The sequence below is a fragment of the Actinomadura violacea genome, from assembly GCF_017573465.1.
GTDB classification, from domain to species: Bacteria; Actinomycetota; Actinomycetes; order Streptosporangiales; family Streptosporangiaceae; genus Spirillospora; species Spirillospora violacea.
This window is the reverse complement of the sequence record NZ_JAGEPF010000002.1, coordinates 236,931-256,299: the sequence shown is the minus strand read 5'-3', so window position 1 is coordinate 256,299 and position 19,369 is coordinate 236,931. Positions and strand designations below refer to the sequence as shown.

The window sequence follows — 19,369 nt, the reverse complement described above, 5'->3', positions numbered from 1 at the left end:
CGTACGGGTGGGGGGATGTCGCTTGCAAGCTCGATCCAAGGTTGTCAGCAAAAGTCGATATGGTCGCGGATATGCCAAATGAGACCACCGGTGAGCGGTTGCTCGCCCGCCGCTACCGCCTGGTGACCCAGGTCGGCCGAGGCGGCATGGGGACGGTCTGGCAGGCACACGATGAGGTCCTCGGCAGAGACGTCGCGGTGAAGGAGGTCATCCTCCCGCATGGTCTCACCGATGAGGAACGCGCTGTCCACCATAAGCGTACGTTCCGTGAGGCGCGCACCGCCGCGCGGCTCGGCCATCCCGGCGTCGTCACCGTCTACGACGTCGTGGAGGAGGACGGCCGGCCCTGGATCATCATGGAGCTGATCAAGGCCCGCTCCCTGGACCAGGTGATCAAGCAGGACGGGCCGCTGGAGCCGCGCCGTGCCGCCGAGATCGGCCGGCAGATGCTGGCCGCGCTGCACGCCGCGCACCAGGCCGGGGTGCTGCACCGCGACGTCAAGCCGAGCAACGTGCTGATCACCGGCACCGGCCGGATGGGCGAGCGCGCCGTGCTCACCGACTTCGGCATCGCCACCGCCGCCGGCGACGCGACCCTCACCCAGACGGGCCTGGTCATGGGCTCGCCCGCCTACATCGCTCCCGAACGCGCCCGCGGCCGCACCGCGGGCCCCGCCTCCGACCTGTGGTCGCTCGGCGTGACCCTGTACGCGATGCTGCACGGCAGGTCGCCGTTCGAGCGCTCCGAGCCGATGGCCGCGCTGGTCGCGGTGATCTCCGACGAGCCGGACCCGCCGGAGAAGGGCGGCCGGCTCACCCCGGTGATCGAGGGCCTGCTGCACAAGAACCCCGACCAGCGGATGGAGGCGATCGCGGCCGGCGCGCTGCTGGACGACATCGTCCGGCAGGAGACCATCGACACGCAGCGGACGATGGCCGTCGAGTACCCCGTGGAGGAGCCTCAGGGCGGCGCACCCGGCAGCACGCTCCCCGACCCCTACACCGAACCGGCCCCCGCGGAGCCCGAGCCCGAACCGGACCCCTCGGCGGGCGCGACGCGCGCGGCGCCCTGGGTGGGCGGCCAGGGCGTGGCGGCGCCGCACGCCGAGTCCCCGGACGCGCGGCCCGACCAGCTGACCCGGTTCGACGTCCCGGCGGGCGCGACGGCGCGCAGCGACCCGAACCGGGCCGAGCCGTGGCCGTCCGGCGCCGACACGCGCCCGGCCGAGAGCCCGGCGCCGCCGCCCGGCGCGACGGCCGCGTCCGGGCGGCCGGCGCTCGCCTCCAACCGCAACGTGCTGATCGTCGCGGCGCTCGTGCTGCTGGTGATCGTGGTGATCGCCGGGATCGCGTGGGCGAGCTCGGGCGACGGCAAGCCGAAGCCGAGAACGGCGCCCCCGGCGACGCACAGCCCGGCCGCGCCCGCGACCTCGGCGAGCTCGTCCGCGCCCGCGAGCCCCTCGCTGCCCGCGGGGTTCCGGACCCACAAGGACGGCTCGGGCTACTCGGTGATGGTCCCGGACGGGTGGACCGGCCCCGAGCGCAAGGGCTCCAGTGACTTCTTCTATGCCAAGGACCGGCGGACCTACGTGCAGATCGATCAGACCGACAGCCCCGGCAAGAGCGCGATCGGCGACTGGCGGAACCAGGAGCACGGCGGCGCCGGCTTCCCCGGCTACCAGCGGATCAAGATCGAGCCGACCGGCGACCACCCGCCCGTCCCCGACACCGGGAACGGCGACAGGTCGGCCGACTGGGAGTTCACCTTCAACGGCGACCACGGCCGGATCCACATCCTGAACCGCGGGTTCGTCGCGAACGGGCACGGCTATGCGATCCTGCTGCGCGCCCCCCAGGACGCCTGGGACCGGACGTTCGCCGAGCTGCAGCCGGTGTACCAGTACTTCAAGCCGGCGGAGGCGTGATGGACGAGGGCCGCCTGCTCGCCGGCCGCTACCGGCTGCTGTCGGTGGTGGGACGCGGCGGCATGGGCACGGTCTGGCGGGCGCTCGACGAGACCCTCGACCGGGAGGTCGCGGTCAAGGAGGTGCTGCTGCCGTCCGGGCTGAGCGACGAGGAGCGCCACACCCGGCACCAGCGGACGCTGCGGGAGGCGCGCGCGTCGGCGCGGCTGAACCATCCGGGCGTCGTGACCGTCCACGACGTCGTCGACGAGGACGACCGGCCCTGGATCGTCATGGAGCTGGTCCAGGCGCGCTCGCTCCAGGAGATCATCGACGAGGACGGGCCGCTGCCGCCCGGGCGGGTGGCGGAGGTCGGCCGGCAGATCATCGGGGCGCTGCGCGCCGCGCACGCGATCGGCATCCTGCACCGCGACGTCAAGCCCGCGAACGTGCTGGTCGCCGCGGACGACCGGGCGGTGCTCACCGACTTCGGCATCGCGCAGATGGCGGGCGACGCGACGCTGACCGGCACCGGGCTGATCATGGGGTCGCCGGCGTACATGCCGCCGGAGCGGGTCAACGGCGACCGGGCGATCCCGGCGTCGGACCTGTGGGCGCTCGGCGCGACCCTGTACGCCGCGTGCGAGGGGAGGGCGCCGCACCACCGCAGCGACGCGATGGCGGTGCTGGCGGCGGTGATGACGCAGGACGTGCCGCCGCCGAAGAACGCGGGGCCGCTGGCGCCGGTGCTGCTCGGGCTGCTGGAGCGCGACCCGGTCCGGCGGATGGGCGCGGAGCGCGCCGAGGAGGCGCTCGCCGCGATCGCGTCCGGGCACGCCGCGGACCAGGCCGCCGCGCAACTCGCCTGGAGCCACGCGACGGCCGCGGGCGAGCACGGGGCGGTCGGTGCCGGGACGGGCCCGACGCGGTCGGCGCCGCCGCTGCACGTGCCGGACCAGCACATCCCGGTCCCGGACATGACGGCGCACTACCCGCCGGAGACGGCCGGGCAGCAGTGGGCGCCGATGCCGGGCGGGCCCGGCACGATGGGCGTCGCGCCGAAGCGCCGGTCGCCGGTGCTTCCGATCCTCGCCGGGGCGGTCGTCCTCGCTGCCGCGGTCGCGGCGGCCGTGGTCTTCCTCTGGCCGCACGACTCCGGCCGCACTCCGGGGCCGGTGGACAACAACCCCGCCGCGCAGGGCGACCCTTCCGGTCAGGGCAAGACGAACCCCCCGGCGTCGCAGGACCCGTCGCCGTCCCCGTCCAAGACCTGGCCCGCGGGCCTCACCAAGGCGAAGAGCTCCACCTACTCGATCGGCGTGCCGCCCGGCTGGACGAAGAGGACGACGGCCCGCGGTGCCATCTGGTCCGACCCCGCCACCAAGGGCTACGTCCAGGTCGAGGAGACCCCATGGCAGGGCGACCCCGTCCAGCACTGGAAGACGTGGGAGAAGCAGGCCATCCGCGACGGCAACCTGGCGAACTTCAGCCGGGTCGGGCCGATCACGAGCACCAGCGTGGCGGGCTACCCGGCCGCCGACATCCAGTTCACCTGGACGCGGTCCACCGGCTTGACGCACGCCCTCGACCGGGGCGTGATCGTGAACGGGCACGCGTACGCCGTCGTGGTGGCGCTTCCGGAGTCCCAGTGGAACGGCAACGGGCGACTAGTGAAGGATGTGCTCGGTACGTTCCAGCCCGCCGGGGTGGGATGATCACTGGGGGGACCGTAAAGAGATGGCACAGGCACGTCTGCTCGGCAACCGCTACCGGCTGGACTCGGTGGTCGGCCGCGGCGGGATGGGCACCGTGTGGCGCGCCTTCGACGTCATGCTCGACCGCGAGGTCGCGGTCAAGGAGGTCCTGCTCCCGCCGGGGCTGAACGACGCCGAGCGAGCCGTCCTGTACGAGCGGACGTTCCGCGAGGCGCGGGCGTCGGCGCGGCTGAACCACCCGGGCGTGGTGACGGTCCACGACGTGGTCGAGGAGTCGGACCGGCCGTGGATCGTGATGGAGCTGGTCCTCGCGCCGTCGCTGCAGGACCTGCTCGACCGCGGGCCGATGGAGCACCACCGGGTCGCCGCGATCGGGCTGCAGATGCTGGGCGCGCTGCGCCACGCGCACGAGAAGGGGATCCTGCACCGCGACGTCAAGCCGAGCAACGTGCTGATCACCGACTCGGGGCGGGTCGTGCTCACCGACTTCGGCATCGCGCAGGTGGAGGGCGACGCGACCCTCACGCAGACGGGCCTGGTCATGGGCTCGCCCGCCTACATCCCGCCGGAGCGCGCGCAGGGCGAGCGCGCCGTCCCGGCGTCGGACCTGTGGGCGCTCGGCGCGACGATGTACGCGGCGGTCGAGGGCCGCTCCCCGTACGAGCGGCCGGACGCGATGGCGTCGCTGCAGGCGGCGCTGTCCGAGCCGGTCCCGCCGGCGCGCAACGCGGGGCCGCTCGCCCGCGTCCTGGACGGCCTGCTGGCGCGCGAGCCGGTGCACCGGATGACGGCGTCGCAGGCGCAGCCGCTGCTGACGCAGGTGGCGGCGATGCCGCGGCCCCCCGCGGCCGACGACACGGTGATGGACGGCCCGCCGCGCCGCTATGGCGACGACGCGTCGGAGACCGTGCTCGACCCGGACGACCTGGATCCGGTCACCCGCCGCGACCCGGGTCCGGGACCGGGACCGGCGCCCGTCCGCAACGAGCGCGACTCCTACCCGCCGCAGCCCCCGTCGCAGCGCCGTCCCGCGCAGGAGCAGGAGGAGCGGACGCTCCTGGAGACCGAGTGGGCGCCGCCGCCGCAGCACGGGCAGCCGCAGACGCCGCCGTGGCAGCAGCACCAGTTCTCGAACTGGCAGCAGCCGCCGGGGCCGCCGCCCGTGCACGACGTCCGCGGGGCGGAGCGCCGCAAGACGATCCTGATCATCGTGGTCGCGGTGGTGCTGGTGGTGGCGGCGGTGCTGGCCGGCGCGTTCATCCTGCGCCGCAAGCTCCAGGTCGAGACGCTCGGCCTCGCCGGCTCCGGCCACACGGCCACCATGGCCGTCCTGACCCTGGTCCACCCCTAGCCGGGCGCCCGGGGCCGCGGCCGTCAGGTCGTCTGGGCGAGGCCGCTGATCTGGGCGCCGTTCGCGGTCACCGACGGCTGCTCGGACACCACGTCCGTCATCACCATGAACGGCAGGGTGAGCGGCGGCGGCTGCTCGGGCGTGAAGGTCAGCGGGATGCCGAGCAGCTTCGACGACATCTTCGTCGTGTACATGACGACGTCGCCGCTGAGCGTGAGCGAGCCCGTCCTGGTCCGGCTGGTGACGCCGCCCCGCGCGGCGGTCTGGTCGACGTCCTTCAGGACGGCCTTGGACATGGTGAACTTCAGCGCCTTCACCGTCCCGGACGCCGAGGGCAGCGACGCGACGCCGTCGTAGCTGAGGCCCGACATCGTCAGCGACGAGGCGCGGAGCGTGCCGGCGTCGCTGTAGACGCGGGAGCCGGCCGCGGCGGCCGCGGTGGCCTGCCCGCCGGGCTTGGCGCAGGCGGCCGGGTCCTTGGCGGACCGGAACTCCTGCAGCAGCTTGCGCGCCTGGTCCTGGGACAGCCCGGCCCCGTTCGCCGGGACGGCCGGGCAGGACGGCGACGGCGACGGCGAGGCGGACGGTGAGGCCGAGGGCGTCGCGGACGGCGTCGCGCTCGGCGTCGGCGTCGCGGTGGGGGAGGGCGTGGTGCTCGCGGCCGGTGCGGGCGCCTGCGCGGCCTGAGGGGCCGGAGACGCGCTCGCCGGGGACGCGGACGCCGACGGTGCCGGGGACGGCGCCGCGTTCAGCAGGTGCAGGCCCAGGGCGCCGGGCAGCGCCAGCGGCAGCGCGAACGCGGTGAACCGGCCGCCGCGCGGCGCCGCGTGCGCGCCGATCCCGTGCCCGCCGGCGCGGGGCCGGGCGGGCTCCGGGGCGTCCGGCCCGTCCGGCCCGGCCTGGGCGCGGGGGCGCGCCGGCGACCAGGCGAAGCCGAGCGCGCCGCCGAGGAGGCCGAGCAGCATCCCGACGACGAAGCCGCCGAAGTTGGAGGTGAGGAACGACGCCAGTGACAGCAGCACGGCGAGGACGCCGAAGAAGCTGCGCTGGGCGGGCTGGAACCACATCAGCGCGCCGGCGGCGACCAGCAGCGCGCCGATCAGCCAGCTCGCCACTCCGGCGATGCCCTGGTGCACGACCAGCGGCATCGGGGCGAGGGGGATCGCGATGAGCTCCGCACCGCCGAGGACGGCGAACGCGCCGCCCCAGAAGGGGCGCGTCCGCCGCCAGCGGCGGAACCCGTGGGGTGTCGTGTCCGTCATGGCCTTTAGAAGCACTCCTTGCCGAGCTTCATGCTGAGGTCGCTCAGCTTGAAGGTGCCGGCGGTGGTCGCCCACGCGACCTGCTTGACGCCGGTCAGCTTGATCGAGTCGGCCTGCTGGCCGAACATGCCCGCCGCGCCCTTCGCGCCGCTCGGGCCCTTGTCGAGGGTGCTGGCGTCCCGGCCGATCTCGATGTTGGAGAACTCGGCGTTCGCGTCCAGCTGCTCGACGTCCAGCACGAGGTCGGACGCCTTGACGGGGGTGCCCTTGTCGCCCGCGGTGAGCCGCAGCGTGAACGGCCCGACCTTCATCGACTGGCACATGTCCGTGATCGTCGCGTTCTTGATCCCGGAGATCTGCACCGGGTGCTTCGCGCCGTCCTTGCTGGTGTCGACGTCGCCGTACTGGACGAAGCCCGTCCCGTTGAGGGAGGCGGCGCTGACCTTGAAGCTGCTGCCGGAGACGGCGAACGACGAGGCGATGGCGCCCTGCGCGGTCATGAAGACCAGGGCGCCCGCGCCGACCGCGGCGGGGGCGGCGATGGCGGCGAAGCGCTTCCAGCGGACGCGGCCGAGACCGGCGTCGGCGGAGTCGGTCATAGGGGGCTCCTGGGGGGTTCGGGGGTCGGGGGGCCGGGCGGGGGGTGCCCGGTGATGCGGGTCACGTGCGTGACACTGAGTGCAAGTTACCCTCAAGTACTTACTTGCGGCAAACCCGTCCAGGGAACTCGAAGGTAAAGAATCAGGGCGGTTGACCTGCGAAATTGATCACCGCGGAGGGCGGCGAGGCGGGTGAGGGGCGGGCCGCAACCCACTACGGTAAGTGACTACTGACGGGCGTCCGGAACCCCGCCACGGCAGGGGTTCGCGGCGCCTCGCGCCGGGTCAGCTTCCGGCGGAGAACGCGTCGAGCGCGAGCCGCAGATCGGCGACGCGCGCCTCGAGGTCGTCGGAGGGCTCCCCGGACCGCATCCGGGCGAGGGCGTCCTCGACCTCGGCGAGCCGCCGGTCCAGCTCCGGCAGCAGCCCTTCGCAGGCCGCCGCGTCCGGCGCGCCGTCGAGGCCGGCGCCGGCGGCGCCGTTCCCGGCGATGGTGCGGCGCAGCAGCGCCGCCTGCCGGCGCAGCTCCAGGTTGCTGCGGTGCAGGTCGACGAAGACCGACACCTTGGCGCGCAGCAGCCACGGGTCGAACGGCTTGGTCAGGAAGTCGACCGCGCCCGCCGCGTAGCCGCGGTACGCCTGCTCGCTCTCCCCGCCGGCCGCGGTCAGGAAGATGATCGGGATGTCCCGGGTGCGCGGCCGCGCCTTGATGTGCTGGGCCGTCTCGAAGCCGTCCATCCCGGGCATCACGACGTCGAGCAGGATCAGCGCGAAGTCGTCGCTCAGCAGTTCCTTGAGGGCCGCCTGGCCGGACGAGACGGGGACCACCTCGACCGGGAGCGCGTCGAGCACCGCCGAAAGGGCGGTGAGGTTCTCCTCGCGGTCGTCGACGGCGAGGATCCTCGTGTCGTGCGGCACCGGACTCCTTCGCTTCGGTGACGGCCTGTGCGTTCCACCTTGTCATGTCACCACGGACGGGGACAGTGAATCGCGACAGAGTGCGAATTTCCAGGGCAGGGGCCGCCCGCCCGCGGACCGCGCCGCCGCGGGCCGCCGGCGCCGGCTCGTGACGCTAGGGCAGCCAGCCCGGTTTGACCAGTCCCGACTCGTAGGCGAACACCACCAGCTGCGCCCGGTCGCGGGCGCCGAGCTTCACCATCGTCCGGCTCACGTGCGTCTTGGCCGTCGCCGGGCTGACCACCAGCCGCGCCGCGATCTCCTCGTTCGACAGCCCCTCGCCGACCAGCGCCATCACCTCGCGCTCCCGGTCGGTCAGCGCGTTCAGCCGCGGCGACGGCGCCGGCTCCTTCGCCCGCGCCGCGAACTCGGCGATCAGCCGCCGGGTCACGCCGGGCGACAGCAGCGCGTCGCCGGCCGCGACCGCCCGCACCGCGTGGATCAGCTCGACCGGCTCGGTGTCCTTGACCAGGAACCCGCTCGCCCCGCCGCGCAGCGCCTCGAACACGTACTCGTCCAGCTCGAACGTGGTCAAGATCACGATGCGGACGTCGCCCAGCCGCTCGTCGGAGGCGATCCGGCGGGTCGCGGCGAGCCCGTCCAGGCCCGGCATCCGGATGTCCATCAGGATCACGTCGGGGCGCAGCCGGCGCGCCAGCGCCACGGCCTCCTCGCCGTCGCTCGCCTCCCCGGCCACCTCGATGTCGTCCTGGGCGTCCAGCAGCGCCCGGAACCCCGCCCGGACCAGCACCTGGTCGTCGGCGAGCAGCACCTTGATCATTGACCGTCCCTCTCCGCGGGGTCGCCCGGGCCGTCGTCGGCGCCGCCGGCGTCACCGGGGTCCGCGGCGTCGGCCGGCTCCCCGGTGAGCGGCAGCGTCGCCCGGACGGCGAAGCCGCCGCCCGCCCGCGGCCCCGCGTCGAACGTCCCGCCGAGCGCGGCGGCCCGCTCCCGCATGCCGCGGATGCCGCTGCCGCCCCGATGGTCGTCCAGCAGGGGCGCGCCGCGGCCGTCGTCCTCGACCCGCACCTCCACCTCCCGCTCACCGTAGGCGATGCGGACCCGCGCCGTCACCGGCCCCGGGCCCGCGTGCCGGGTCACGTTCGTCAGCGACTCCTGGACGATCCGGAACGCGGCGAGGTCGGCGCCCGCCGGCAGCGGGCGCGGCTCCCCGGCCGTCTCGGCGTCCACCGTGAGCCCGGCGGAGCGGGCCCGGTCGAGCAGGTCGTCCAGCCGGGCGAGCCCGGCGGTGGGGGAGCGCGGCGCGGTCTCGCCCTGCGCCCGCAGCGCCCCGATCACCGACCGCATCTCGGTCAGCGCCTCCTTGCTGGCGTCCTTGATCGCGGTGAGCGCGGTGCGGGCCTGCTCGGGGTCGCCGTCCATCAGGTGCAGCGCGACGCCCGCCTGCACGTTGATCATCGAGATGTTGTGCGCGAGGACGTCGTGCAGCTCGCGGGCCATCCGCAGCCGCTCCTCGCTGGCCTGCCGCCGCTCCTCCTCGGCGCGGGTGCGGTCCCGCTCGGCGGCCCGCTGCCCGGTCATCCGGACGAGCTCGGCGGTGACCAGCACCGCGAGGGACCAGCCGACGACGACGCTGACCCCGCCGACGCTCGGCTCCTCGACGGGGAAGAGGACGCCGGGCTTGCCGCGCTGGTCGAACGGGACGCCGATCAGCGCGGTGATGCCGAAGTACACGGCCACCGAGACCGCCGTCCCGGCCCAGGTCACGAGCCGGTGCCCGGCGACGATCGCGCCCAGCATCGCGACGCCGACGGCCGCGAACGCCGGGCCGTAGGGGTAGGCGCGCAGGAAGTACAGGCCGGTGAGCAGGCCGGTCGCCGCGAGCGTCGGCACGGGACAGCGGCGGCGCAGCAGCAGCAGCGCCGGCCCCGCGAGGACGATCGCGAACCCGAGCGCGTCCAGGTGCGTGATGCCGTAGCCCTGCGAGCCGTCGCCCCAGCCGTGCCCGCGCCCCCAGCCGTCGCCGCGGTCCCACGCCCGGTCGCGGGTCGCACCGTGCTGCGCGGCCATCGCCCCGAAGAACTCGACGAGCAGCACGAGCAGCGGGACGACCCAGACGGGCCAGGCGGACGGCCGCGGCCAGTGCGGCCGGGCCGCCGCGTGCGGCGGCGAAGTGCTCATTCCTGCACGGTAGCCACCGCCGGCGCGCGGCACGTCGGCCGGCAGGAGGCAGCGCGCCTACTCCCTGGGAGGTAGCGGGCCGGTCGGGGGCAATGCGGGCATAGCGGTCATTCGCCCTTCAGGTGGGCGCTGAGCCACGCCAGCACCGCCGGCAGCTCGGAGCGCCACTCACCCAGCGTCACCCGGGCGCCGGGCACCAGGAGCTTGTCCACGCGCATCGGCGGCTTCGCCAGCGCCGTGAACCGCTCCGCCGCCTGGGCGTCGGCGCCGGCCGACTGCGCGGCGGCCAGCACCGAGATCGGCGGCGGTGGAAGGTGCTGCAGCCGCCACGTCAGGTCCTGCTCGAGCCGGTACGCCTCGCTGCCCCCGTACGGGTCGTCCGGACCCTGCTTCACCGGGCGCCCGGACCCGCCGCTCGCCGTTGCGCCCGTCCCGGCCGCGGGAGGGGCGACCTTGACGACCGTCCGCGCGCCGGTCCCGTCCGTCGGCAGCCCGAACCGGCCGTTCAGCGACGCGGCGGCGGTGAACAGGTCGGAGTGCAGCATCGCCAGCCGCGCGGCGCACTGCCCGCCCGCCGTGAGCCCCGCGAGGCCCCAGCCCGCCCGCGTCTCCGGCAGCCGGTAGGTGCCGGCCAGCGCGAGCGGCAGGTCCTTGGAGAGGAAGGTCTCGGCCTGCCCGCCCGCGACGCCCGGCAGGTCCAGGCACCCGGCCGGGCGGACGTCGCGCGGCTTGGCCGGCCCCCGCTTCGTCACCGGCGTGACGCCGATGGGCCCGCGCGAACCGTCCGTCCGGTGCTTGTGGCCGCGCCCGCCCCGCTCGCCCGGACGCCCGCTCGGCCCGGTGCGCGGGGTGGCCGCGGACGGCGGCTCCGCCGACCGCGGCCTGGCGGGCGTGAACCTGCGGACCGGCCCCAGCATCGCGTAGATCATCGGCTGGACGCCGCCCGTCGCGGCCGCGGCGAGGGCCTCGTCGGGCAGCTTCGCCTGGTGCAGCCACGCCGCCGCGCCGCCGGACGCGTCGTCGGCGATGGTGATCACGACCGGCAGCCGCTGGTGCGCGTACTTGGGCTGGAAGTACTGCGGCGGGAGGTAGACGTAGGCCTGCGCGTCCAGGCCGCTGCGCGCGCCCTGCACGTCCAGCCGGTCGACCCGTCCGTCCTTCCCGGGGTCGCGCGGGTGCCCGCGCCGCTTCGGCCCGAGCGCCGTCGTGACGCGGTGCGCGAGCCCGGCGGGCGCCGCCTCCGCGCCGCGGTTCGGCTGCACCTGCTTCACCTTCGCGTTCGTGGTGGTGCCGCCGAGCAGGTCGTCCCAGGTCGCGTAGAAGACGAAGTACCGGTTGACGAGCAGCACGACCGCGGCCGTCAGCAGCGCCTGCGAGCCGAGCAGCAGCCCCGTCCGGGCCGCCACCGGCCGCACGCCGCGCCCGGCGAACCGGGGCCACAGCACCACCGCGGCGACCAGGCACGCGACGGCCGGCACGCACACCAGGGCGAGGAAGCCCGCACCGATCGGCTCCATCACTCCCCCTTGAGGTGCGCGCTCAGCCACGCGATCGACGGCGGGATGTACTTGCGGAAGGTCTTGAAGTTGTGGCCGCCGGTCGGCAGCAGCAGCTTGTCGACGACGAGCGGCGGCCGCGCCGCCGCCATGAACTTCTCCGCCGACGGGAACGTCTTCTCGCCGACGTCCGCGGAGGCCACCAGCACCGACACCGGCGGCTGCGGCAGGTTGCGCAGCCGCCAGATCAGGTCGTTGCCGCGCCGGATCGTCTTGCTGCCGCCGTAGAGCTCGCGGGTGGTGCGGTCGAGCAGCGCGTCGAAGTGCCCGGCCATGGACGCGGCCGCGGCGAACCGGTCGGAGTGCTTCAGCAGGAGCTTGGTCGCGCAGAACCCGCCGGTCGAGTAGCCGGCGAGGCCCCAGCCGGTGCGCTCGCGCGCCGTCCGGTACACGCCGGCGACCGCCTCCGGGACGTCCTGGGCGAAGAACGTCTCGACCTGGGGGCCGCCGGGCACGTCGGCGCACTCGGTGTCCCAGCCCTCCTCCACGGTCGGCCGCATCATCACGTAGATCATCGGCTGGATCCGGCCCGCCGCCTGCGCCTTCGCCACGTCCTCGGGGATGTGGCCCTTGTTCATCCAGACCATCCGGTCGGCGGCGGGGTAGCCGGCGATGAGCAGCACGACCGGGAAGCGGCGCGCCGCGTAGGCGGGCTGGAAGTACTGCGGCGGGAGGTAGACGTAGGCCTCGGCGGAGATCCCGGTGCGGATGCCGCGGATGTCGAGGTGCTCGACCTGGCCGTTGCGCGCGGGCGTGCGCCTGCCCTTGCCGCCCGGGTCGAGGTCGGCGCGCACCTTGCGGACGGCCTGGCTGGCGGCGAGCGTCCCGGGGCCGGCGGGCGGCGGGTGCTGCGCCTGCGTCGCCTTCCCGCCCGCGGCGCTCAGCAGGTCCCGCCACGAGCCGTAGAACAGGTAGTAGGTGTTCACCGCGGTCAGCAGCGTCAGCAGCACGGCGACCTGGCAGCCCGCGAGCAGCGCGGCGCGGCTCGCGGCGGCGCGGACGCCGCCGCCGGCGGCGCGCGGCCACAGCCACACGGTGCCGGCCAGGCACGCCGCGGTGAGCAGCGACAGCACGGCGAGCAGGCCCGAACTCGTCAGCCCCACAACCAGCCCCCTCTGGTGCGGCGCCCGGGGTGCGGGCGCGCAACGGGTAACTCCGAAGACGGTCACGTGGTCGGACCGTTCCGCCGCGACCGCCGGCAGGGCGCGGAGCCGCGGCGTGGCGGTCCGGAGCCGTTTCGGGGATCGCTGAGAAGGCGGCGGGGTGACGCCGCGTTCCGGTGATGTGGCGCACAGAGCGCTCGGGCCCGCCCTCAGCCGTTCCAGCGGACGGGTAGCCGCTCGAAACCGTGACGGGCACTTGACCTCGACATTACAGGCTCGCCCCCCGCCTGCGCGAGCGCGGGCCGCTCCAGCAGCGCCACGAGGAACGCCCGCAGGTGTGCGCGGGCCAGGCGGGCGCCCAGGCAGGCGCGCCGCCCCGTGCCGAAGCACAGATGCGGGCGCCCGCCCTGCGCGGACCGCTCGGCCAGGAACCGCTCGGGCGCGAACCGGCCGGGCTCGCGGAACACCTCCGCGTCGTGGTTGGCCGACACCAGCCACAGCGCCACCCGCTCGCCGGGCAGCAGCGGCACCGCGCCCACCCGGGTCGCGCGCCGCACCCGCCGCCGCACCTGCAGCACCGGCGTCCACCAGCGCAGCATCTCCTCGACGGCGCTGTCGATCAGCCGCTCGTCGCGGCGCTCCGCGCGGAGCCGGGCGTACTCGTCCGGATGGCGCAGCAGGGCGTGCAGGCCGCCCGCGAGGGTGTTGCGCAGCGTCTCCGGCAGCTCGTGCGCCACCTGCCGGACGAAGTCGACCGTGTCGCCCGGCGGGATCCGGTCCAGCATCGCGGCCATCGGCGGGTCCATGTCGATCGGCGCGCGGGACGGCTCGCCGTCCGGGATCGCGTCGGGATCGTCGCCGCGTCCCCGCGGCCGTTCCGCACCGCCCGGATGCTCCAGCCTGGTGTGCTCCAGCCTGGTGTGCTCCAGCCCGGAGTGCTCCAGGCCGGTGTGCTCCAGGCCGGTGTGCTCCAGGCCGGGGCGGTCCGTCCGCGGGCCGTGCAGGACGCCGTCGTCCTCCGGCAGGAACAGCTGCGGGCGCGTCAGGGCGTAGTGGACGTCGGCGTACCGCAGCACCGCCCAGGCGCCCGGCCGCTCCGCCGCGCCCGCGTCCTGCCACACGACCGGCGTCCGCGAGCGCAGCCGGTCGAGCCGGTCGTGCGGGACGCCGCGCGCGAAGGCGTCCGGGCAGCCGAGGGCCGCCGCGTCCGAGACGGGCAGCGCGCCTCCCCGTCGAGGCATGGGAACCCCTCCCTCCCAGGTGGACGCTAACGCGTCCGGACCGAATCCCGTATGTCCGGATTCGGCCGTTCCCTGCCATGGGTCAGCCCGCCAGCCACTCACCCGTCTCGACGCTGACCAGCCCGTGCCGGGCCGCCTCGATGACCGCCTCCCGCTGCGAGTGCACGCCGAGCTTGCTCAGCACGCTCTGCACGTGGCTGCGCGCCGTGCTGCGGGTGACGCCCATGGCCTTGGCCAGCGCCTGGGTCGACTCGCCGCGCGCGAGCCGCGTCAGCACCTCCCGCTCGCGCGGGGTGAGGAACCGCGCGACCCGCTGCGCCTGGGTGCGCGGCCGGACGGCGTCGCCCCGGGCGACCTGGTCGACGACGACCTCGCCCGCCGCGACCCGGCGCAGCACCGTCAGGACGTCGCCGGCCTGCTGCCCCTTGTGCGCGAACCCGCGCACGCCCGCCGCGACGCCCGCCTCCAGCACGTGCTGCTCCAGGAACCCGGTCAGCACCACGAACTGCGTCTGCGGGGCGGCGGCGCGCAGCCGCGGCATCCAGTCCAGCGCGGTGCCGGACGGGAACTGCAGGTCGATCAGGCACACGTCGGCCTGCCGGCCGCGCAGCACCGGCAGCGCCTCCTCCGGCGAGTAGGCGACGCCGACCACCACGTGCCCGGCGTCCGACAGCACCAGCGACAGCGAGTCGGCGAAGACGGCGTGGTCGTCGCAGATGGCCACTCTCATGGGTGCGGCCGCCAGTCGTCGGCGTGCGCGCCGTCCGGCTCGCGCGGCGGCGGCGCCGACGGCAGCAGCATCCGCACCCGCGCCCCGCCCATCTCGCAGGTGCGGATCTCCAGGCTGCCGCCGTAGCCGGAGATGAGGTCGTGGACGATGCCGAGGCCGAGCGAGGCCAGCCCGCGCCGCGCCCCGGAGCTGCCCGGACCCGCGCCGAACCCGGGGCCGTCGTCGTCGACCTGGATGACGACCCAGCCCTGGTCGGCCTCGACCTGGACGTTGACGCGGCCCTCGGCGACGCGGCAGGCGTTGTCGAGCACGTTGCGGACGGCCCGCCACAGCGCCACCGGGTCCATGTGCGCCCACGCCTCGCCGCCGCCGAAGCAGACCTCGTGCGGGGTGGCGAGCCGCATGCCGGTCACGACCTCGGCGGTCAGCTCGTCGACCCGGATCCGCTCGGGGCTCGGCAGGGGCTGGTCGTCGTCGTCCTCGTCCAGCCGGCGCAGCAGGTGGTCGAGCCAGCGGGTCTCGCCGAGCAGCTGCTCGATCCGCGCCCGGCTGCCGTCGCCGACGTCCTCGGCCACGACGACCGCCGACGCCAGCATGATGATCGTGCCGAGCTCGTGCCGGATGTCGTGCCGCAGCCGCCGCTTCCACAGCGCGTGCTCGCCGGCCGTCTCCGGCGCGGGGGGCGGATCCGGCCGCGCGGGCTCGCGCGCGGTCTCCCGCCCGTCCTCCCGGACCGGAGCGGCGGCGAGCGTCCCCACGCCCGCGCCGGCACCGGGGGAGGATCGTGACCGCCCGTTGATCATGAAAGGACCCCCGTCCGTATTCACCAGCACCGCTTCGACGGTCACCCCCCGCGGCCGCTCGTGTCCAGTCAATTCACCGCAACAGACAGGTGCCTGACCGGAAGTGGACATGCCTCCATCCGGGTAAACTCGGGTCTTTCTCCGAGCGTCTAAGTCAGGATTGTCAGTTCGGCTTGTGGCATTTCCTTCATGCCTACGGCGTAGCCGCTTTGCGCATTCGGGCGGGTGCGCCCGCGGGGCCGGCGAGGGACCGTATCGGCATGCCGACGGTCACATTTCTCGGACACGCGGGGGTGTCGGTGCACGCCCGGGCGTTCCACCTGCTCGCAGACCCGTGGCTCGCTCCGACGGGTGCCTTTATCGGGGCCTGGCACCAGTACCCCAGAAACGATCACCTCGACACCGATCGGTTGCTCGCCGCGGACTGGGTGGCGGTCTCGCACGAGCACCTTGATCATTTCGACCCCTGGGTCATCGACCGGCTTCCGCAGCGGACCCGGATCCTCATTCCGCGCTATCCGGGCCCGGCCTTCCGGGAACGGATGGCGGAAGCCGCGGGTTCCCGCCAGGTAATCGAGATAGAGCCCTGGGAGAAATTCCCGCTCGACAATCGGGGCTCCTGGATAACGGTCATTCCGGAACTCTCCCCTATGTGCCATGACGCGGCCTTTCTCGTGGTCGCGGACGGCCGCGGCGTCCTGCACTGCAACGACGCCCGGCTCACCGCCGCGCAGGCCCGCCGGGCCAAGCACCTGGCGGGCGGCCGGCTCGACCTGATGGCGCTGCAGACCTCCGGCGCGTCCTGGCATCCGATCTGCTACGAGTACCCGGCCGAGGAGATGGCCAAGGTCTCGATGGACAAGCGGGTCTCCAAGCTGCGCGCCGCGCAGCGGCTCGTCCGGCAGACGCAGCCGGAGCTCGCCGTCCCGTTCGCCGGGCCGCCGTGCTTCCTGGACGGCGAGGTCGACCACCTCAACTGGGTGCTCGGCCAGCGGGACGGGGCGTTCTGCGACCCCGAGGTCTCGACGGAGTGGCTGCGCGAGCACCTGCCCGGGCAGCGCTGGGACTACTTCAAGCCGGGCGACTCCGTCGACCTCGACACCGGCGAGGTCGTCCGGGACCCCGTCTCGGCGGAGTTCTCCTTCGCCGACGACGAGCGGCCCGCCTACCTCAAGCAGTACGCCGAGGACCGCAAGGAGCTGATCGAGGGCGTCCTCGCCGAGTACCCGGTGCCGGGCCCGGACCTGTTCGACCGGTTCGTCGCCCACTTCGAGCACCTCGGCACGCTCAGCGACTACTTCCTGCGGCAGATCGCGATGCTGGTCCGGTTCGAGATCACCGGCCCGAACGGCGGGGTCTGGGACGTGGACTTCTCCCCGGACGGGCTGGCGGTGGGGGAGGCGTCCCCGGACGTCCGCCCGCACTACCGGATCACCACGGCGGGCCGCTGGCTGGACTCGGTGCTGACCGGCCGGATGGCCTGGGAGGACCTGCTCATCTCCTTCCGGCTCAGCCTGTACCGCGACCCCGACGTCTACAACGACTACCTGGTGGGGCTGCTCAAGCACGCGAACGCGCCCGCGCTGAACGCCGTCGAGGCCTATGAGACGGGGCGGGACGAGAGCGAGCGGATCACCGTGGAGTGGTCGGGCGGGTGCTACGACATCCCGCGCTACTGCCCGCACGCCGGCGAGGACCTGTCGGTCGGCGCGGTCATCCGCGACGGGCAGGTGCACTGCCTGGCGCACAACTTCGCGTTCGACCTGGCGACCGGCGCGTGCGTGAACGCCCGCGCGGCGAACCTGACCAGCCGCCGCGTCTCCTGACCCGCCGAACCCCGTTCACTTGCGGCGTGTCGGCCTTAAGACCGCGGTCTTAAGGCCGACACGCCGCAAGTCGGCGGGAGGGGCGCGCGGGGCCCGGGGCGGGACGCCGGCAGGGGCGTGTCCGGCCCGGGCCCCGTGTCGTGTTGTGTTAGGTTTCTTGCGGTAACTGGGGGGTTGAAGTGGTGCGCGTGAACCGCGGTGCTCAGGCGGCTTTCAGTGGGAAACTGGGCGGCAAGCTGAAGATCAGGAAGCCGAGCCGGGCGCAGCTCGGCCTGATGGCGGTGGTGTTCGTCCTGCTCGTCGCCGGCGGTGAGGTCCTGGCCCTGAAGATGGGGGCGTTCAACGTGCCGCTGGGGCCCGATTCGCATCCCGCGGTCGCCGACCACCCCAAGCACTGACGCCCGAGCACTGAGGCACTGACGCCCCCGCCGGCTCCCGGCGCGGGCCTCACCTCGCGGTGTTGCGGGCTTTCATGACGCTCTGCAGATCGGGGTGGTCGCCGCCGGACGCGTCCGCGAGCGACGGGCACGCCCATTCGGACTGGTGGCCCCAGGAGTAGGAGATCTCCAGCTTCGGGCGCGGCGCGAGCCGGTCCCAGCGGGCGAGGATCTTCCGGAACTGGGCCTGCGTCGGCAGCCAGTACTGCTTGTCGCCCTTGGTGCAGCTCTGCCCGAACGCCTGCAGGACGGGCGCGACCCGCGCGCGCGGGATGCCCGCGTCGTCGGCCAGCCGGACCATCCGGTCGATCGCCCCGATGTTGCACGAGTCCTGCGCGTCCGCCGAGCCCTTGCACGGGTACGGGTCGAGGCCGTAGAGGTCGACGCCGACCCGCTTCGGCGCGAGCTGCTTCATCGGCCAGTCCGTGAGCGAGATGAACGACACCTGGCCGGGCGCGTTCTGCCGGATGTAGTCGGCGCGGCGCCGGATCTCCCCGGCGATCTTCGGGCAGCGCCCGGTGTCCGGCTCGTCCGACAGGTACCAGCCGTACACCTTCGGGTTGTGGCCGTACCGCTGCACGGCCCGGACGAACCCGTCGTAGTCGAGGTCGAAGGCGCCGCAGGTGAAGTTGCCGACCCACAGCAGCGCCTGCATCCCGTCCGGGACGCCGGCGACGAGCGAGTCGTCCGGCTTGGCGTCGACGAGGTTGTAGCCGAGCTCCTTCAGCCGCGGGTAGTCCGACGGCTGGGTGTTCAGCGCGATGCGGCGGGTCTGGCCCGGCTGCGCGGCGGGCGTGCCGGGCGTCGCGGGCGGGCCGGTGTACGGCTCGTCCCCGCCCGACGACGACCGGTGCTGCAGGTAGAGCAGGAACCCGGCCACCAGCACCACCGCGGCCCCGACGGCCGAGACCTTGAACCGGACGTCCCGGATGTCCATGTCTCCCTTTCCCCGATGCGGGCCTGACCGGTGCGGGTCCTCAGGCCGCGGAGCCGGGCTCCTCGGCTGCCGTACGCGCGGCCTCGTGGACGGGCGCCGGTTCGGGCGCCCGCTCGACCGTCCCGTCCGAGGCCACCTGGAGCGGCGGGATCGTGAAGCCGAGGATGTGCTTGACGGTGTCCCAGAGCGCGCGCAGCGTCTGCCGCATCGACGGGTCGCGCAGGTAGACCGCGTCCACCGCGACCCGCGCCGGGACGATCCGCTCGATGTAGTTGACGAGGTCGACCTCCTCGCCGGGGCCGAGCACGTCGAAGTCGCGGAACCGGACCTCCGACACCCCGGTCAGCCCCGGCCGGTGGTCGAAGATCCAGCGCGAGTCCGCGTCGTAGTGGACGGCGAGGTCGTAGGTCTCCGGGCGCGGCCCGACCAGCGTCATCTGCCCGCGCAGCACGTTCACCAGCTGCGGCAGCTCGTCCAGCGACCACTGCCGCAGCAGCTTGCCGATCCGGGTGAGCCGCGGGTCGCAGTTGGCGGTGACGGTGAGCCCGCCGACGCCCTGCCGCATCGTCCGGAACTTGTACATGGTGAACGGCCGGCCGCCCTGCCCGACGCGGGTCTGCCGGAACACCCCGGGCCCCTTGCTGGACAGCCGGACCAGCAGGTAGACGAGCGCCAGCGGGACGCTGAGCAGCACCAGCCCGGTGAGCGCGCCGGCGACGTCCAGGGTGCGGCGCGCGCGCGACGGCGCGACGCCGTCGGACGGGTCGACGGGCCGGGCGGCGAGTTCGGTGTGGTCCTCGGACATG

General features: G+C 74.2%; 17 protein-coding genes. 5 read left to right on the top strand and 12 right to left on the bottom strand.

Annotation, left to right across the window (positions count from 1 at the left end; all coding sequences use genetic code 11):
• Positions 1-71: 71 nt before the first annotated feature.
• From J4709_RS52850 to J4709_RS03585, 3 genes are read left to right on the top strand one after another with little or no spacing between them, the layout of a single operon-like run.
• Positions 72-1,925: a serine/threonine-protein kinase gene (locus J4709_RS52850; protein ID WP_232382894.1), complete on the top strand. Its 1,854-nt coding sequence runs from the start codon at positions 72-74 to the stop codon at positions 1,923-1,925.
• Positions 1,925-3,619, top strand: a complete 1,695-nt coding sequence (locus tag J4709_RS03590) for a serine/threonine-protein kinase (RefSeq protein ID WP_208236807.1) — start codon at positions 1,925-1,927, stop codon at positions 3,617-3,619. Before J4709_RS52850 ends, J4709_RS03590 begins: the two co-directional genes overlap by 1 nt.
• Before the next feature lie 22 nt (positions 3,620-3,641).
• On the top strand, positions 3,642-4,970 hold the full coding sequence (locus J4709_RS03585; protein ID WP_208236805.1) for a serine/threonine-protein kinase: 1,329 nt from the start codon (positions 3,642-3,644) through the stop codon (positions 4,968-4,970).
• Between the two features lie 23 nt (positions 4,971-4,993).
• Here J4709_RS03585 and J4709_RS03580 read toward each other — a convergent pair whose 3' ends face one another.
• From J4709_RS03580 to J4709_RS03535, 10 genes are all read right to left on the bottom strand, one after another.
• Complete coding sequence (locus J4709_RS03580) at positions 4,994-6,232, bottom strand: DUF6114 domain-containing protein (RefSeq protein WP_208236803.1); 1,239 nt, start codon at positions 6,230-6,232, stop codon at positions 4,994-4,996.
• 5 nt (positions 6,233-6,237) lie between these two features.
• Positions 6,238-6,831: a DUF6230 family protein gene (locus J4709_RS03575; RefSeq protein WP_208236801.1), complete on the bottom strand. Its 594-nt coding sequence runs from the start codon at positions 6,829-6,831 to the stop codon at positions 6,238-6,240.
• A gap of 285 nt (positions 6,832-7,116) precedes the next feature.
• Positions 7,117-7,749 (bottom strand): response regulator, encoded by a 633-nt coding sequence (locus J4709_RS03570; RefSeq protein ID WP_208236799.1) that lies wholly within the window; start codon positions 7,747-7,749, stop codon positions 7,117-7,119.
• 154 nt (positions 7,750-7,903) lie between these two features.
• Positions 7,904-8,569 (bottom strand): response regulator, encoded by a 666-nt coding sequence (locus J4709_RS03565; RefSeq protein WP_173098912.1) that lies wholly within the window; start codon positions 8,567-8,569, stop codon positions 7,904-7,906.
• Entirely contained in the window at positions 8,566-9,930 is a 1,365-nt protein-coding gene (locus tag J4709_RS03560) for a sensor histidine kinase (RefSeq protein ID WP_232382893.1), read from the bottom strand. Before J4709_RS03560 ends, J4709_RS03565 begins: the two co-directional genes overlap by 4 nt.
• A 107-nt stretch (positions 9,931-10,037) precedes the next feature.
• Entirely contained in the window at positions 10,038-11,447 is a 1,410-nt protein-coding gene (locus tag J4709_RS03555; protein WP_208236797.1) for an alpha/beta hydrolase, read from the bottom strand.
• Complete coding sequence (locus J4709_RS03550) at positions 11,447-12,589, bottom strand: alpha/beta hydrolase (protein WP_208236795.1); 1,143 nt, start codon at positions 12,587-12,589, stop codon at positions 11,447-11,449. The genes J4709_RS03555 and J4709_RS03550 overlap by 1 nt, the downstream gene beginning before the upstream one ends.
• A 209-nt stretch (positions 12,590-12,798) precedes the next feature.
• The gene (locus tag J4709_RS03545) at positions 12,799-13,830 is read right to left on the bottom strand and encodes a cytochrome P450 (protein WP_208236793.1); all 1,032 of its coding nucleotides are present in this window, start codon (positions 13,828-13,830) and stop codon (positions 12,799-12,801) included.
• Between the two features lie 82 nt (positions 13,831-13,912).
• Complete coding sequence (locus J4709_RS03540) at positions 13,913-14,560, bottom strand: response regulator transcription factor (RefSeq protein WP_208236791.1); 648 nt, start codon at positions 14,558-14,560, stop codon at positions 13,913-13,915.
• Positions 14,557-15,363: a sensor histidine kinase gene (locus J4709_RS03535; protein WP_208236789.1), complete on the bottom strand. Its 807-nt coding sequence runs from the start codon at positions 15,361-15,363 to the stop codon at positions 14,557-14,559. The genes J4709_RS03540 and J4709_RS03535 overlap by 4 nt, the downstream gene beginning before the upstream one ends.
• Positions 15,364-16,013: 650 nt before the next feature.
• Between J4709_RS03535 and J4709_RS03530 the strand changes: the two genes are divergently transcribed.
• Both J4709_RS03530 and J4709_RS03525 read left to right on the top strand, forming a co-directional pair.
• The gene (locus tag J4709_RS03530) at positions 16,014-17,189 is read left to right on the top strand and encodes a Rieske (2Fe-2S) protein (protein WP_232382892.1); all 1,176 of its coding nucleotides are present in this window, start codon (positions 16,014-16,016) and stop codon (positions 17,187-17,189) included.
• A 188-nt stretch (positions 17,190-17,377) separates the two neighbouring features.
• Positions 17,378-17,587, top strand: coding sequence for a hypothetical protein (locus J4709_RS03525; protein ID WP_208236785.1), 210 nt, complete (start codon positions 17,378-17,380; stop codon positions 17,585-17,587).
• A 49-nt stretch (positions 17,588-17,636) separates the two neighbouring features.
• On the opposite strand, the gene J4709_RS03520 is transcribed toward J4709_RS03525, so the two are convergent.
• Entirely contained in the window at positions 17,637-18,563 is a 927-nt protein-coding gene (locus J4709_RS03520) for a hypothetical protein (RefSeq protein WP_208236783.1), read from the bottom strand.
• A 40-nt stretch (positions 18,564-18,603) separates the two neighbouring features.
• Entirely contained in the window at positions 18,604-19,368 is a 765-nt protein-coding gene (locus J4709_RS03515; protein WP_208236781.1) for a sugar transferase, read from the bottom strand.
• Position 19,369: the final 1 nt, after the last annotated feature.

Excerpts from the sequence above, each read along its gene's own strand:
- J4709_RS52850 (WP_232382894.1), top strand. The coding sequence starts at position 72 with ATGCCAAATGAGACCACCGGTGAGCGGTTGCTCGCCCGCCGCTACCGC.
- J4709_RS03590 (WP_208236807.1), top strand. The coding sequence starts at position 1,925 with ATGGACGAGGGCCGCCTGCTCGCCGGCCGCTACCGGCTGCTGTCGGTG.
- J4709_RS03585 (WP_208236805.1), top strand. The coding sequence starts at position 3,642 with ATGGCACAGGCACGTCTGCTCGGCAACCGCTACCGGCTGGACTCGGTG.
- J4709_RS03580 (WP_208236803.1), bottom strand. The coding sequence starts at position 6,232 with ATGACGGACACGACACCCCACGGGTTCCGCCGCTGGCGGCGGACGCGC.
- J4709_RS03575 (WP_208236801.1), bottom strand. The coding sequence starts at position 6,831 with ATGACCGACTCCGCCGACGCCGGTCTCGGCCGCGTCCGCTGGAAGCGC.
- J4709_RS03565 (WP_173098912.1), bottom strand. The coding sequence starts at position 8,569 with ATGATCAAGGTGCTGCTCGCCGACGACCAGGTGCTGGTCCGGGCGGGG.
- J4709_RS03560 (WP_232382893.1), bottom strand. The coding sequence starts at position 9,930 with ATGAGCACTTCGCCGCCGCACGCGGCGGCCCGGCCGCACTGGCCGCGG.
- J4709_RS03555 (WP_208236797.1), bottom strand. The coding sequence starts at position 11,447 with ATGGAGCCGATCGGTGCGGGCTTCCTCGCCCTGGTGTGCGTGCCGGCC.
- J4709_RS03545 (WP_208236793.1), bottom strand. The coding sequence starts at position 13,830 with ATGCCTCGACGGGGAGGCGCGCTGCCCGTCTCGGACGCGGCGGCCCTC.
- J4709_RS03540 (WP_208236791.1), bottom strand. The coding sequence starts at position 14,560 with ATGAGAGTGGCCATCTGCGACGACCACGCCGTCTTCGCCGACTCGCTG.
- J4709_RS03535 (WP_208236789.1), bottom strand. The coding sequence starts at position 15,363 with ATGATCAACGGGCGGTCACGATCCTCCCCCGGTGCCGGCGCGGGCGTG.
- J4709_RS03530 (WP_232382892.1), top strand. The coding sequence starts at position 16,014 with ATGTGCCATGACGCGGCCTTTCTCGTGGTCGCGGACGGCCGCGGCGTC.
- J4709_RS03520 (WP_208236783.1), bottom strand. The coding sequence starts at position 18,563 with ATGGACATCCGGGACGTCCGGTTCAAGGTCTCGGCCGTCGGGGCCGCG.
- J4709_RS03515 (WP_208236781.1), bottom strand. The coding sequence starts at position 19,368 with ATGTCCGAGGACCACACCGAACTCGCCGCCCGGCCCGTCGACCCGTCC.